At 53.9% G+C, this 14,522-nt stretch carries 11 protein-coding genes; 3 read left to right on the top strand and 8 right to left on the bottom strand.

The features are described from left to right. Nucleotides 1-63: 63 nt before the first annotated feature. The 4 genes from yjiA to OGY08_RS09415 all read right to left on the bottom strand — a co-directional run bounded on the left by yjiA (nucleotide 64) and on the right by OGY08_RS09415 (nucleotide 4,260). Nucleotides 64-1,020 carry a GTPase gene (yjiA, locus tag OGY08_RS09430; RefSeq protein WP_286565866.1) on the bottom strand — a complete coding sequence of 319 codons (957 nt, stop codon included), beginning with the start codon at nucleotides 1,018-1,020 and terminating at the stop codon, nucleotides 64-66. 12 nt (nucleotides 1,021-1,032) lie between these two features. Continuing rightward, nucleotides 1,033-1,227: a YbdD/YjiX family protein gene (locus OGY08_RS09425; protein WP_003830038.1), complete on the bottom strand. Its 195-nt coding sequence runs from the start codon at nucleotides 1,225-1,227 to the stop codon at nucleotides 1,033-1,035. Nucleotides 1,228-1,277: 50 nt separating this feature from the next. After that, nucleotides 1,278-3,428 carry a pyruvate/proton symporter BtsT gene (gene btsT, locus OGY08_RS09420; RefSeq protein ID WP_003830033.1) on the bottom strand — a complete coding sequence of 717 codons (2,151 nt, stop codon included), beginning with the start codon at nucleotides 3,426-3,428 and terminating at the stop codon, nucleotides 1,278-1,280. A gap of 289 nt (nucleotides 3,429-3,717) precedes the next feature. Then, nucleotides 3,718-4,260, bottom strand: a complete 543-nt coding sequence (locus OGY08_RS09415; protein ID WP_003830032.1) for a hypothetical protein — start codon at nucleotides 4,258-4,260, stop codon at nucleotides 3,718-3,720. Nucleotides 4,261-4,451: 191 nt separating this feature from the next. On the opposite strand from OGY08_RS09415, the gene tsr reads away from it, so the two are divergent. Continuing rightward, the gene (gene tsr / locus OGY08_RS09410) at nucleotides 4,452-6,113 is read left to right on the top strand and encodes a methyl-accepting chemotaxis protein (protein ID WP_048227144.1); all 1,662 of its coding nucleotides are present in this window, start codon (nucleotides 4,452-4,454) and stop codon (nucleotides 6,111-6,113) included. A 183-nt stretch (nucleotides 6,114-6,296) separates the two neighbouring features. On the opposite strand, the gene OGY08_RS09405 is transcribed toward tsr, so the two are convergent. The 3 genes from OGY08_RS09405 to OGY08_RS09395 all read right to left on the bottom strand — a co-directional run bounded on the left by OGY08_RS09405 (nucleotide 6,297) and on the right by OGY08_RS09395 (nucleotide 9,354). Next, nucleotides 6,297-6,812: a GNAT family N-acetyltransferase gene (locus OGY08_RS09405; RefSeq protein WP_125363498.1), complete on the bottom strand. Its 516-nt coding sequence runs from the start codon at nucleotides 6,810-6,812 to the stop codon at nucleotides 6,297-6,299. 52 nt (nucleotides 6,813-6,864) lie between these two features. Next, on the bottom strand, nucleotides 6,865-8,226 hold the full coding sequence (locus tag OGY08_RS09400; protein ID WP_003845612.1) for an MFS transporter: 1,362 nt from the start codon (nucleotides 8,224-8,226) through the stop codon (nucleotides 6,865-6,867). Nucleotides 8,227-8,439: 213 nt separating this feature from the next. Next, complete coding sequence (locus tag OGY08_RS09395; RefSeq protein WP_003830023.1) at nucleotides 8,440-9,354, bottom strand: GntR family transcriptional regulator; 915 nt, start codon at nucleotides 9,352-9,354, stop codon at nucleotides 8,440-8,442. Nucleotides 9,355-9,491: 137 nt separating this feature from the next. Here OGY08_RS09395 and OGY08_RS09390 point away from each other — a divergent pair, with 137 nt between their 5' ends. Both OGY08_RS09390 and OGY08_RS09385 read left to right on the top strand, forming a co-directional pair. Next, a complete protein-coding gene (locus OGY08_RS09390; protein WP_008786112.1) occupies nucleotides 9,492-10,514 on the top strand; it encodes a zinc-binding alcohol dehydrogenase family protein in 1,023 nt (340 codons plus the stop codon). Between the two features lie 13 nt (nucleotides 10,515-10,527). After that, the gene (locus OGY08_RS09385; RefSeq protein WP_032942307.1) at nucleotides 10,528-11,973 is read left to right on the top strand and encodes a tagaturonate reductase; all 1,446 of its coding nucleotides are present in this window, start codon (nucleotides 10,528-10,530) and stop codon (nucleotides 11,971-11,973) included. 105 nt (nucleotides 11,974-12,078) lie between these two features. Here the strand turns inward: OGY08_RS09385 and opgB are convergent, their stop codons facing one another. Continuing rightward, nucleotides 12,079-14,370, bottom strand: coding sequence for a phosphatidylglycerol--membrane-oligosaccharide glycerophosphotransferase (gene opgB / locus OGY08_RS09380; RefSeq protein ID WP_103285800.1), 2,292 nt, complete (start codon nucleotides 14,368-14,370; stop codon nucleotides 12,079-12,081). Nucleotides 14,371-14,522 lie beyond the last annotated feature (152 nt).

Genomic DNA, 14,522 nt, shown 5'->3' with positions numbered 1-14,522 from the left:
CCTACAAGGAGCAGGATTTCCAGGCCCGGTAAGCGTAGCGCCACCGGGCAATTCAGCAGGGGATTACTTCTTCAATCCCGCAAACGCGGCTCTGATCTCGTCTTCCGGCAGGTTAATGCCGATAAACACCAGCAGGCTGTGCGGTTGCTCATCGCCCCACGGGCGGTCCCAGTCGGCGCTGTACAGGCGCTGGACGCCCTGGAACAGCAGGCGGTTTGGCTCACCTTCAATCCACAGCATACCTTTGTAGCGCAGCAGCTTCTCGGCGGATTCCAGCAGCAGGTTTTCCATCACTCGCGATACGTCGCTGATGTTGACCGGGTAATCCAGCTCGACGACGATCGAGGAGATATCGTTTTGCTTGTCAGCAATAAAGTGGAAGCGCGGTTTGGTGCTGACCACGTTCTCTTCCAGCATAAAACCGTTGGTGTCGAACAGCAGGGAGAGGTCGATGTCGCCATGCGTGACGGTATACACCGGGGCGCGGGCGTTGATGCGCGCCAGGCGTTCACGAAGCTTTTCGCTTTCACCTGCGACGTCGGTTTTGGTCAGCAGGATCCGGTCTGCGTAGCCTACCTGCGACTGGGCGATGGTGAACTGGTTCATCTGCTCGTCGGCATGTACCGCGTCAACCAGCGCAATTACGCCGTCCAGCAGGTAGCGTTCGCAAATCACTTCATGGGAGAAAAAGGTCTGAATGATCGGGCCGGGGTCGGCCATGCCGGTGCACTCGATCACCAGACGGTCGAAATTGATGGCGCCTTTGTCGAGGTTGTCGAGCAGATCTAACAATGCGTCTTCCAGTTCACTGGAGCGGGTACAGCAAATACAGCCGTTGGTCAGGGTTTTGATCTGCGTGGCGCGATCGCCAATCAGCTGATCGTCCACCGAGACTTCGCCGAATTCGTTTTCGATAACGGCAATCTTGTAACCGTGCTGCTCGTTGAGAATATGGCGCAGCAGGGTGGTTTTACCCGCGCCAAGAAAACCGGTGAGTAGGGTAACTGCAATCGGGGTCATTCACTTCTCCTTCTAACAGCAACTGCTTCCGCCGCTACCGTAGCGGGCTTCCTGGCGCTCGCGGAAGAATTCTTCGTAGGTCATGTACGGCTTATCGGGATGGTTGGTCTTCATGTGCTCGACATAGTTGTCGTAGTCCGGAATGCCAATCAGCATCTTCGCCGCCTGACCGAGATATTTTTTAGCTTGCCCTAAAGTACCAAACATAAACAATCCTGATAAGCGAAAAGCCCCGCCGGAGCGGGGCTGAATACATCTTAGTGATGTGAAGAGGTCTTCACGCCGCCTTCCGGCACCGGCACATACGGTGTCTCTTTATCAGAGCGACCGTTGATGGCGCGGGCTTTCTGCCAGGTACGGAACCCGTAGAAAATGATGCTGTACACCACCACCAGGAACAGAATACTCAGACCTGCGTTGGTGTAGTTGTTGACGACGATGTGGTTCATGTTGGCAATCTGCTGAGCGGTCAGTTCGCCGCCGTTAGCAATCTTCTCTTTGTACTGATTCGCCATGAAGAAGAAGCCTTCCATCTGCGGGTTGGTGCTGAACAGTTTCAGACCCAGCGCCCAGGTGGTGCAGATAAGCAGCCATACTGCCGGAACAACGGTAACCCAGATGTATTTGGTGCGCTGCATTTTAACCAGTACCACGGTGCCGAGAACCAGTGCCACGGCAGCCAGCATCTGGTTAGAGATACCGAACAGCGGCCACAGGCTCTTAACGCCGCCCAGCGGGTCAACAACGCCTTGATACAGCAGGTAACCCCACAGACCTACGCAGCCCGCAGTACCGATGATACCCGCAACCAGGGAGTCGGTTTTCTTCAGGAACGGCACGAAGTTACCTAGTAAATCCTGCAGCATAAAGCGGCCAGAACGGGTACCGGCATCCAGTGCGGTCAGGATGAACAGCGCTTCGAACAGAATACCGAAGTGGTACCAGAAGCCCATATCAGCCATCGGCAGCACTTTGTGGAACACGTGAGCGATACCAACAGCCAGCGTCGGTGCGCCACCTGCGCGGTTCAGAACGGACGGTTCACCGATGTCTTTCGCGGTTTGCAGGATCTGCTCAGGCGAAATGACGAAGCCCCAGGAGCTGACGGTCGCTGCCGCATGTGCGGTGACGTCTTTCAACTGCGCCATAATCAGCGGTGCGTTTTCGCCGCTCATTTCATGCAGGTTCGGCATGGTGATGCCAAGGCCCGCAGGCGGGGTGTTCATCGCGAAGTACAGACCTGGTTCGATGATAGACGCGGCAACCAGCGCCATAATTGCGACGAAGGATTCCATCAGCATTGCGCCGTAACCGATAAAACGCGCATCGGTTTCACAGGCCAGCAGCTTCGGTGTGGTACCGGAAGCAATCAGCGCGTGGAAGCCAGATACCGCACCACACGCGATGGTGATGAACAGGAACGGGAACAGAGCGCCTTTCCACAGCGGGCCAGTACCATCAACGTACTGCGTCATTGCCGGCATTTTCAGTTCCGGGTTGAGGATAACAATCCCCACCGCCAGACCGACGATAACGCCGATTTTCAGGAAGGTAGCCAGATAGTCGCGCGGGGCGAGGATCAGCCATACCGGCAGCAGCGCAGAGATAAATGCGTAGCCGATCAGGGTAAAGGTAATGGTGGTGTCTTTAAAGGTCAGCGCCGGGCCCCAGTACGGGTCGTGCGCAATCACGCCGCCGAAGTAGATAGAAGCAACCAGCAGCACAATACCAATCACCGACACTTCGCCCACGCGTCCCGGTCGCAGGAATCGCATGTAGATCCCCATGAACAACGCGATAGGTACGGTTGAGCAGACGGTGAACACACCCCACGGGCTTTCTGCCAGCGCTTTTACCACGATCAACGCCAGTACTGCGAGGATGATGATCATGATTAAGAAGCAGCCGAACAGCGCAATGGTTCCCGGGATCGGGCCCATCTCTTCTTTGATCATCTCACCCAGAGATGCACCGTTACGGCGGGAAGAGATAAACAGCACCATGAAGTCCTGCACCGCACCGGCCAGCACGACGCCTGCCAGCAGCCACAGTGTACCAGGCAGGTAGCCCATCTGCGCAGCCAGTACCGGCCCAACCAGCGGACCTGCACCTGCGATAGCGGCAAAGTGGTGACCAAACAATACGTTACGGTTGGTTGGAACGTAGTTCAGACCGTCATTGTTGATGACCGCCGGCGTGGCACGCGTTGGGTCAAGTTTCATCACCTTTTGGGCGATGTACAGGCTGTAGTAACGATAGGCCACCAGATAAACAGAAACTGAGGCGACAACGATCCACAGGGCACTAATGTGTTCACCCCGACGTAATGCCACTACCGAGAGGCAGAATGCACCGATGATTCCGAGAATCACCCAGGGTATGTGCTTGAATATCTTTTTCGTATCCATAGTAAAACCTGGTATCTAATTAATAATTGGCCGAAGCCGCGTGGGTTTGATCTTGTGTTTGAGGAGGTAAATTGACTGCTATGTTGGGGGGATCTTGCCAGAGAATTACGCGCGTAAAGTAAGGTAAATAAGTGAGCGGTTGTATGTCAGCTTAAGCGGTCCCAAGTGTCAGTGAGCGGTAAGCAGTAGGGGTTAACGGGGATATTTATGTGATTGAGATCACGGCATTATAGCGTTTGCCTGTCTACATGCCGTGTTTTCCCGCTGACAAAGCACCTCACTGAGAGACTCAGATTACGATATAACAGTAAGGCGTATGTTCGATGTCTCTGAGCAACACATGTTTCTTACGTGATTTAGTCAGGTAATATTTTTCATCCAGATAGTAGTCAATGAGTTCATCGAGGCGCTCTTTATCTATGCGGGGCGTTACCCCCAGCGTCCAGAAGCTACGCAGCTCTAATTCCGAACGTTTGATTTTTGCGCTTTTAACCAAATCAGCAATCATATTTCTGACGCAGCTTGTCGGATCCTGGTTCTGTTTGAGTTCAAGCGCAATGTAGCTATCCTGCGTCCAGCCTTTTTTCCGCAACAAGAAATCTGCACGTACAGACAAACGCTGTGGATTTTTCCGGAGATCGCAAGCAAGAGTTTGCTCACGCCACCATTCATGACCCGTCGAAGCCAGCAGATTGGCAAATTCTATCTGCATCCAGACTTCCCAACCGGAGATGTTGTACTGATCGATGATATTGAGCTTTTGGCGAATATCTTCACGTTCAAAAAAGTGGTGTGCGAGGGTGGATAGGTGATCAAAATCGCGATTTAACATAGAAGCATCCTTTCCTTCAAAAAACGGAATCCTACACCTAAGACGTAATGGAACGACTAATTTTTTGCGTAATTTGTCATAGGGAACGGTATTTAATGTGAAAACGATAATTCTGTGGCAATTGCTGGCACCATAAAGTTTTCTCTTTCCAGGCCGAAAACCAGAGTATCTGTCTAGCGGAAAGAGAAAACATGTTAAAACGAATGAAGATTGTTACCAGCTTACTGCTGGTATTGGCGTTATTTGGCCTTTTACAGCTCGCCTCGGGCGGCTTGTTTTTTAACTCACTTAAGAATGACAAAGAGAACTTTACTGTTCTGCAAACCATTCGCCAGCAACAGTCTGCGCTGAACGCCACCTGGGTTGAGCTGCTGCAAACGCGTAACACCCTGAACCGGGCAGGCATTCGCTACATGATGGATCAGAGCAATATCGGCAGCGGCGCGACCGTTGCCGAACTGATGCAGGTGGCGAGTACGGCGCTGAAGCTGACGGAAAAAAACTGGGCGATTTACGAGTCGCTCCCGCGCGATCCGCGTCAAAGCGAAGCCGCTTTCCAGGAGATCAACCGCACCTATGACATCTATCACGGTGCGCTGGCGGAGCTGATCCAGTTACTGGGTGACGGGAAGATCAACGCATTCTTTGATCAACCGACGCAGAGCTATCAGGATGGCTTTGAGAAGCAGTACATGAGTTACATGCAGCAGAATGATCGCTTGTATGACATCGCGGTGGAAGATAACAACAGCTCTTACAGCCAGGCGATGTGGGTGCTGATCTGCGTGCTGATTACCGTACTGGCGGCGATTATTGCGGTCTGGTTTGGTATCAAGCTGACCCTTATCTCTCCTATGAACCGTCTGATCGACAGCATTCGTCATATCGCCAGCGGTGACCTGGTGAAACGTATTGAAGTGGAAGGGTCCAACGAGATTGGGCAACTGGCGGAAAGCCTGCGTCACATGCAGGGTGAGCTGATGAATACCGTGGGTGACGTGCGTAACGGTGCCAACGCGATTTACAGTGGGGCCAGCGAGATTGCGATGGGCAATAACGATCTCTCCTCCCGTACCGAGCAGCAGGCTGCATCTCTGGAAGAAACCGCAGCCAGCATGGAACAGCTGACGGCGACCGTGAAGCAGAACGCCGAAAACGCGCGTCAGGCCAGCCATTTGGCGCTGAGTGCTTCTGAAACCGCGCAGAAAGGCGGCAAAGTGGTGGATAACGTGGTGCAAACCATGCGTGATATCGCGTCCAGTTCGCAGAAAATCGCCGACATTATTAGCGTCATCGACGGCATTGCCTTCCAGACTAACATTCTGGCGCTCAACGCCGCGGTAGAAGCAGCACGTGCAGGCGAGCAGGGCCGTGGATTTGCGGTGGTTGCGGGTGAAGTGCGTAACCTGGCCCAGCGTAGTGCGCAGGCCGCGCGCGAGATTAAGAGCCTGATTGAAGACTCGGTCAGCCGCGTGGATGTTGGTTCAACGCTGGTAGAAAGCGCCGGTGAAACCATGGATGAGATCGTCAATGCGGTAACCCGCGTGACCGATATCATGGGTGAAATCGCCTCTGCTTCTGATGAACAGAGCCGCGGTATTGACCAGGTGGGTCTGGCCGTTGCCGAGATGGATCGCGTGACGCAGCAGAACGCCTCGCTGGTGGAAGAATCCGCCGCCGCCGCTGCGGCGCTGGAAGAGCAGGCTAGCCGCCTTACTCAGGCCGTTGCCGTGTTCCGTATTCAGCATGACCAACAGCGCGCGCGTGACGTTGCGGCCGCTAAACCGGTTTCAACGGTCCAGCCGCGCAAAGCCGCGGTAACGGATGCCGGGGATAACTGGGAAACGTTCTAAGCCTGTGATGCCGGATGGCGCTATCGCTTATCGGGCCTACGGGAAAGTTACGTGGTTGCCGGATGGCGCTATCGCTTATCCGGCCTACGGGGAAAGATACGTGGTTGCCGGATGGCGCTGCCGCTTATCAGGCTTACCGGAAATGTTACGTAGGCCCGATAAGGCGTAGCCGCCATCGGGCAATTAGCGCAACATCAGGTGCATGGCGCAGCGCGATTCAAATGCCAGTCCATGCGCCGCTTCCTCTTCTCTTTTCTGGCGCAACTTTGCAGGCAGCGTCTCGTCAGCCAGCATTTCAAATCCCAGTCGCGCGTACCATGGCGCATTCCACGGCACATCGCGGAAGGTGGTCAGCGTGAGCGACGTGTAACCTTTCTTGCGCGCGTGTTCGGCAACATACTCAATCAATCTGCGGCCAATTCCTTTTCCCTGCCACTCCAGATGCAGCGACAGTTCAGCAATAAACAGCGATGGCCCCAGCGTTTCGGCAACCAAAAAACCGACCGGAAGCGCATCGACCTGCGCCAGCCAGCTCATGCCAGCGGCGGCAAAAGCCTGATGCTGAGCAGCGGATAACATCTGGTCTTCAGCAATCCACGCCAGTTCGGGGATGCGTAAAAAACGTTGCCCCGCAGATCGTTCGATGGCGGGAAGAGCGGCAGTGTCTGCCAGAGTAGTAGCGCGCAAGGTGATGTTCATACGAGGAGCATAACATGCCCGATAAACGCGGTGTTATCGGGCATCTGGAGGATTAATCTTTACGCGGATCGCTGATGGGTTGGCGAACCAGGAAGATGTAGGCGAGGGCACCCACCATGGTGACGCAGCCGCAGATGATCAGCGCCAGGCGGAAAGAGTTGGTGGTATCAACAATAAAACCGGTGACGATCGGTGCGAACGATGCGCAGATAAAGCTGGCAAAGTTCTGGATACTGCCCACGGAAGCGGTCATACGTGAGGCGACGGCGACGTGGATCAGACCCCAGCACGAGGTACCTGCGAAGTGGATACAGAACAGCGCCATACCGATCAGTAACACGGCGGCCATTGACGTTGTGGCCTGTGGCACGACGAAGGTGAAGGCTGCGGAGCAGAACATCCCGGCGATAATACAAATCTTACGGCTCTTAATCGGTGCCATACCGCCTTTCACCAGCCAGTCGGTGACAAAACCGTTAATCAGCATGCCGGCTGCGCCAAACAGGAACGGGATCGCCGCCATTAATCCGGTGCTTTTTAAATCCAGGTTGTAGGAGGTTTGCAGGTAGCCCGGCAGCCAGGCCAGGTATAACCATGCAGTGTAGTTGATGCCGCTAAAGCCCAGCATCATGCCCCACATGGTACGGTTGCGGAACAGGCTGCGCCATTCGGCAAAGCTCAGCGGATCGCGGCGGGCATTGACGCTACCGGCGTTCAGGTACGCTTGTTCCGTGGCGCTCAGTTCAATTTGCTCGCGGTTGCGATACAGCATGTACCAGCCGATGGCGAGGAAAATACCCAGCACGCCAATGGTGATGAACATCCAGCGCCAGCCCATTACCAGCATCATGGCAGCCAGAATCGGCGGGCTAATGGCAACCCCGATGGTGGAGGCGGCGTTGAATAATCCCATCGGGCGGCCGCGCTCTTTGATGTTAAACCAGTCGTTGATGACCTTTACGCCGCACGGGTTCATTGGCGCTTCGCCGATCCCCATCCCGATACGCACCAACACAAACTGGGTGAAGCTGTGCACCATGCCGGACATCGCCTGAAACAGCGACCAGAAGAACATCCCCAGTCCCAGCATAATGCGCGGACCTTTGCGGTCCAGCAGCGGACCACAGGGCAGTTGCGCAATACCGTAAGCGAGAGAGAATACCGACAGCAGCACGCCGATTTGCGTGGCGCTCAGCCCCAGTTCTTCACGAATCGTTAAGTTGGCGACCGACAGTGAGCTGCGGTCGAGGTAATTAATCACCGCAGCAAAAAATAATAAAATCATTGCTGTGGTCTGGATACGTTTAATTCGGCTACTGCGTTGCACCATGCCCTCAGGCGGAACATTAATATCCGCAGATGACGACGTGCCAAACGAAGAACTTGGGTCGAGGGTAATATTATTTTTTTCCACGCCGGACTCCTGAACCTCAATAATTTATTTTTCACACAGCAGGACTGTGCAGTATTGAAAAAATACCAGTGATGAATCAATTTGCTCATCACCGCTCACAAAAGTTTTTAATGCAGTCGACTTAGCGTGAGCATAGGCAAGAGGTATTTTTCAGGCGTTTTTATTTTTATAAAATCGTGCTCCCGGTAATGATTTGCTGTTTTTTATCGGTACTTAATGAGCGACATTACAACCCTGGTTGATGGAGCGAATCATCGATTGTTTGGCTGAATTCAAATGGTTACAGAGCGCGAGGGTGGCATCCAGGTCGCTGCGGCATATCAGCGCGCTGAGGATGGTCATATGCTCATCAATGGCAATGATGTTACGCTGCTTGAGATCGCTCTCATCCCACTGATAGTGGAAGTGGAAAATCACGGAGATGATTTCAAGTGATTGATTAAAAAATACATTATCGGCAGCAGAGAGTAGCAAAGCATGGAACTCACGATCTAACTGCGAGAACATGCGAAAGCTGCTGCCAATGCTGTCGCGCAGGATCCGATGGCGCTCCAGTAGCGTTTTAGCCTGCAACCAACGCGGGTCATCGTCCGGCAGATTGAGGAAATGCTGCAGAGAATGCGTTTCCAGCATCTCTCTGAGTTCAAACAGCTGTTCCGCATAGGCCTGATCGAACTGCTTCATGCTCCACTGACCACGTTTTTCGTTTTTAATCAGGTTGTAACGTTCGAATTTTAAAAGATATTCCCGCACTACCACCGGGCTGACGCCTGCGGCTCTGGCAAGCTGTAGTTCGGAGAAGCTCTCGCCTGCGCGCAGCTGTCGCTGGTTGATCATGGTGAAAAACGCCTGCTCAAAAATCCGGTTTTGCTCGGTCATGGAGGCGGTGGTGCAGGCAAAACCGTCGTCATGGTCGGGTTTTCGCACGATGACATAGTGGCTGCCGACCTGGGTCAGCACGCCGCACTCGCCTAAGTGGCTCAGCATATGGCGCACGGTGGTGCGGCTGATGTTGTACATCTCCGCCAGTGCGCTTTGTGAGGGGAGTGGGGAAGGGATATGACCACGCGCCATATCATCGATTATCTGGTTAATCACATTGTGGCGTAAGTTCTGCGAACGGCTCATGGCTTCTCCTTTTTATCTATTAAAACCCGATTTAAAACATTTTTATGCGCTGGAATTCACAGATTGTGTTTCTGCTTTCTCCGTCTTTTTTATTTTCGTTGATATCTGAGGCAACAAAAAAACAGGAGAGCAGAATCATGTCTACGATGAATACGTTGATTTGCCAGGAACCTAAAAAATTAGTCTGGAAAGAGCGCGAAATACCTATTCCGGGTGAGGGTGAAGCATTAATTAAAATTAAGTCGGTAGGAATTTGTGGTACCGATATTCATGCCTGGGGTGGCAATCAACCTTTTTTCAGCTACCCGCGTGTATTAGGGCATGAAATATGTGGGGAAATTGTCGGTCTGGGTAAGAATATACAGAATCTGAAAAATGGTCAGCAGGTGGCGGTTATTCCTTACGTGGCCTGCCAGCAGTGTCCGGCATGCCTGAGCGGGCGCACCAACTGCTGCGAGAAGATTTCAGTGATTGGCGTGCACCAGGATGGCGGTTTCAGTGAATATCTGTCCGTTCCGGTGACCAACCTGCTGGATGCGCAGGGGATTGACCCGCAGGCGGCGGCGCTGATTGAGCCTTACGCTATCAGCGCTCATGCGGTACGCCGGGCGGCGGTGGCTCCGAGTGAGCAGGTGCTGGTGGTCGGCGCGGGTCCGATTGGTCTGGGGGCGGCAGCGATTGCCAAAGCCGATGGCGCACAGGTGGTGGTCGCCGATACCAGTCCAGCACGCCGGGAGCACGTGTCTTCCCGGTTGGGACTCCCGGTTATCGACCCATCCGCTGAAGATTTTGATGCGCAGCTGCGCGCTCAGTTTGGCGGTTCGTTGGCGCAAAAGGTTATTGATGCCACGGGGAATCAGCATGCGATGAATAACACGGTGAATTTGATTCGTCATGGCGGCAGCATCGTTTTCGTTGGGCTGTTCAAAGGCGATTTGCAGTTCTCTGACCCTGAGTTCCACAAGAAAGAGACCACCATGATGGGCAGTCGCAACGCCACGCCGGAAGATTTCGCCAAAGTGGGCCGTCTGATGTCGGAAGGCAAACTTACCGCCGACATGATGCTCACGCACCGTTACGCGTTTGCCACACTGGCAGAAATCTACGAACGGGATGTGATTAACAACCGTGAACTGATTAAAGGCGTGATCACGTTCTGAGAGGGGAAATGTGATGAAGACATTGAATCGACGTGATTTTCCGGGGGCCTGCTACCCAACGCGCGTGATCCAGTTTGGTGAAGGTAACTTCCTGCGGGCGTTTGTTGACTGGCAACTGGATATCCTCAACGAGCAAACCGATCTGAACGCTGGTGTGACCATCGTTCGCCCGATCAATACCGATTTTCCGCCGTCGCTGAATACCCAGGACGGGCTGTATACCACGCTTATTCGCGGGCTAAACGAGCAGGGTGAGGCAGTGAGTGAGGCACGGCTTATCCGTTCGGTGAATAACGAAATCAACCCGTATCAGGATTTCGCGGCGTATCTGGCGCTGGCGCACAATGCGGACATCCGTTTTGTGTTTTCGAATACCACCGAAGCCGGAATTAGCTATCACGCAGCTGACCGTGTGGATGATGCGCCGCCGGTGAGTTTTCCGGCCAAGCTGACACGCCTGCTGCTGGAGCGTTTTAACCACTTTGCGGGCGCGGTGGATAAGGGCTGGGTAATTATCCCGTGCGAGCTTATCGACTATAACGGTGAGGCGCTCAAAACCCTGGTGCTGCGCTATGCGCAGGAGTGGCAGCTTCCTCCGGCATTTGCCGACTGGGTGGAGACGGCAAACACGTTCTGTTCCACGCTGGTCGACCGTATTGTCACCGGCTACCCGCGCGAAGAAGCCGCTACGCTGGAGGCTACGCTTGGCTATCACGATGCGTTTCTCGATACCGCGGAGCATTTTTACCTGTTTGTGATCCAGGGGCCGCAGTGGCTGGCAGAGGAGCTGAAGCTGGCGCAGTGTCCGCTGAATATCCGTGTGGTGAGCGATATCAAACCGTACAAAGAGCGCAAGGTCGCTATCCTCAATGGTGCGCATACGGCTCTGGTGCCGGTCGCGTGGCTGTGCGGGCTGGAGACCGTTGGCGAGGCGATGCAGGATGCTGATGTCCGCCGCTTTGTCGAGCGGGCGATTAGTGAGGAGATTATTCCGGTGTTGGATCTCCCAGCGGACGAATTGCGTGAATTTGCCGATGCGGTGAGCGGGCGTTTTCAGAACCCCTACATTCGCCACCAGTTGCTTTCCATTGCGCTTAACGGGATGACCAAATTCCGCACCCGAATTTTGCCGCAGCTGCTGGCGGGTCAGCACAATGGGCGCTGGCCCGTGCGGTTAACGTTTGCCCTCGCTGCGCTGCTGGCGTTTTATCGTGCAGAGCGCGACGGGGAACGCTATCCGATACAGGATGATGAGCAGTGGGTAAGCCTGTATGCCAGCCTGTGGCCGCGAGTTGGCAATGATTTAACGCTGCGTGAACTGGTGGATGCCGTGCTCGGCGATGCGGCGCACTGGGGAGAGGATTTGACGTTGTTACCTGGGCTCGCCGGGCAGGTGACGGCCAATCTGGAGATGATTCTGGTGCAGGGTATGCGCCAGGCGGTGAACGGTCTGGAATAAGGTTGCCATGCAGCGCCCGGTGTGGTGTTGGGCGCTGTTTTTTTTCAGACAATACATTCGGTTCACGATAGGCCTGATAAGCAAAGCGCTATCAGGCCTTTCATGTTACGAACCCTGAGCCACTACTTTGATTTCAACCATCCCGATCCCCAGCTTACGCGGTGAGTGACCGAGAATATTGCCTTCGTTGGTGGCGACCGGATCGGGTGGAACAATTACCAGCGTATCGGCATCCGCCGGGTTATCAAAATGTAAGGTGGTGGTGCTGACATCATGGCCTAACACCAGCGTCTGCTCCTCGTTGCCAACGCGCACGGGGATCGGACGATTGGCATTGTCACCGAAGGCTTTCGCGGTAATGACCAGATCGAATTTCTTCGGTAGCGGGGCTTTGTACTCAATCGTTACTTCTTCGCTGAGCTGCGCATTGGACCAGCGTCCCCAGGATTCGGGGCGTGAAATGCCGCTAAACTGTTTGACTTCTTCCGGCGCGCCCGCCACGTTGAAAACGAAGCTATCTGCTTTGTAGCGAATGTCGTTATCGACAATTTTCAGCGTATCGACGTTACCTTTATAGCGCTCCATGTCGATCACCGTGTCTTTAAATACGGTTTTACTTTTCCACTTGGCTTTATCTACGTGCTGTACGATTTGCTGTCCGCCCAGCTGCCCCTGTGATACGCACCAATCGGTAGAGAGTGCCAGCTCCGGCGCCCACAGTTGCGCCATTTTGTAGCAGCGATCGACCCAGACGAAGTTATCGCGTGGGGCGAAATCTGCTAGTTGGAAGCGCAGCGGGGCCGAGTATTCGCTTTCCGGCAGCGGCTCGACGCGTTTGTCCGATACGCGCAGCAGCAGCGGCAGGCGGAAATGACTGCCGGAGAAAGAGATCATATTTTTTTCCTGGTCGACGGTGAACTCTTTCATCTCTTTCGGGAAATTCCACAGGCGAATGATATCGGGCTTCCACGCCAGCATTTTTTCTTTGATGTTCAGGAACACTTCCGAGACGGATTCGCTCGACAAGCTGCTGCGGCCAAGGCCGATAAAGTTATCGCCGCCGAGAATATCCAGTACCGTTGCGCCGTTATCCATTGTGTTACGCTTTACCGCCAGCGTGTCCTGTTGCGGTTGATCGCCGCGCAGTACGAAGAACAGGTTGTTGCGGTCCTGCTTGTTCAGATACTTCCATGCGGTGTTGTTCATCGCCAGATGATCGGAAGACACCACGATAACGGTATCTTTAAACCACGGCGATGCTTTGATTTTATTGATAAATTCGGCAATATTTTCCTGGCTGCAGCTGACCGCGCTGAACGATTGGTTGGCCTTCCCGTCGATGTCATAACGTTTACGGTTGCAGCTACGGGAGATAAATCCATCCGGATGATGGGTATCCACGGTCAGGGTAAACAGTGAAAAACGCTGGCCCGAGCGCGAAAGCTCTTCGAATTTTTTCCACGCTTCGTCCAGCACGGTATCGTCGTAGAAGCCCCAGTCGTTACGATAGGTCGGGTCCGCCACCACGCTTTTTAACTCTTCCGCACCATACAGATGGTCAAAGCCGTGAGATTTCAGGAACACGTCTTTGCCAGCAAAGCGCAGGTTGGCACCCTGCACAAAGTAGTTCTGATAGCCGGAGTTTTTCAGGATATCGCCCAGACAAATATTGTTAGGGAAGAAACTTGAAACCGACGCAGAGGCGTTGCCTTCAAACGGCGCAAACAGCGGAATACCGCACTGGGAGGCGACCATGCCCGCGATGGTGTAATCCGTACCCGGCAGCTGCATGGTGTTGCTGAAATCCAGACCTTCGTTTTTCAAGGCGCCGAGTTCCGGGGTCAGATCCGGGAATGCGTCGTTATTAAAATAGGTACGTTCGAGGCTTTCACCGTAGATATACACCAGGTTCAGCTTCGGATTGGGAATGGTTTTCGATGGCTCTTTATAATACGTCGGGAAATCCGGGTCGCCATCGCGTGACTGCGACTTCACCAGTTCGGTTATCTGGTGAAATGCCGGGCTAGCGTCAACGGAGGCCAGCGCCAGCAGCAGGGCCAGCAGACTGTAACCCACATGATGTGGATGATGGCGACGGCGGCGTAGGATCCAGCCGAGAGCGACAAAAACGGTCGTCAGCGCCAGCGCGATCCCAACGCCCGGCAGGATATATTTGCCGATGCCTGCGCCGGTCAGGCTGTTGGTCAGCGTATAGAGAACCGCGTCATTGATCCCGTCGCCGGTGAAATAATCACTGGCGTACAGCGTGATATTCAAGACAATAAAAATCCCCAGCACCGTTAACGTGGCGGCAAACCACCAGGTGTTGCGACCCGCTTTCCAGGCATAAATCAGCACTGAAGCGAGAAACAGAGTGATGGAGATTAATTCTGACAACGGTCGATCCTCAGTAAACCGGGCAATTGCCTGGCAGGCTAATCATTTGGTGAGAGAACAATGTAATAGCGTTGTTACATTGCTGCAATTGTAGTGACATTAAATTACGTTGTTATTCAGAATTGGTTTAGATATGCGCGTTTTTGTGGGGA

Origin of the sequence: Citrobacter sp. Cpo069, from assembly GCF_030332785.1 — a bacterium.
In the GTDB taxonomy this organism is placed as follows: Bacteria; Pseudomonadota; Gammaproteobacteria; order Enterobacterales; family Enterobacteriaceae; genus Citrobacter; species Citrobacter portucalensis.
This window is presented reverse-complemented; position numbering and strand designations above follow the sequence as displayed.

Excerpts from the sequence above, each read along its gene's own strand:
- yjiA (WP_286565866.1), bottom strand. The coding sequence starts at position 1,020 with ATGACCCCGATTGCAGTTACCCTACTCACCGGTTTTCTTGGCGCGGGT.
- OGY08_RS09425 (WP_003830038.1), bottom strand. The coding sequence starts at position 1,227 with ATGTTTGGTACTTTAGGGCAAGCTAAAAAATATCTCGGTCAGGCGGCG.
- btsT (WP_003830033.1), bottom strand. The coding sequence starts at position 3,428 with ATGGATACGAAAAAGATATTCAAGCACATACCCTGGGTGATTCTCGGA.
- OGY08_RS09415 (WP_003830032.1), bottom strand. The coding sequence starts at position 4,260 with ATGTTAAATCGCGATTTTGATCACCTATCCACCCTCGCACACCACTTT.
- tsr (WP_048227144.1), top strand. The coding sequence starts at position 4,452 with ATGTTAAAACGAATGAAGATTGTTACCAGCTTACTGCTGGTATTGGCG.
- OGY08_RS09405 (WP_125363498.1), bottom strand. The coding sequence starts at position 6,812 with ATGAACATCACCTTGCGCGCTACTACTCTGGCAGACACTGCCGCTCTT.
- OGY08_RS09395 (WP_003830023.1), bottom strand. The coding sequence starts at position 9,354 with ATGAGCCGTTCGCAGAACTTACGCCACAATGTGATTAACCAGATAATC.
- OGY08_RS09390 (WP_008786112.1), top strand. The coding sequence starts at position 9,492 with ATGTCTACGATGAATACGTTGATTTGCCAGGAACCTAAAAAATTAGTC.
- OGY08_RS09385 (WP_032942307.1), top strand. The coding sequence starts at position 10,528 with ATGAAGACATTGAATCGACGTGATTTTCCGGGGGCCTGCTACCCAACG.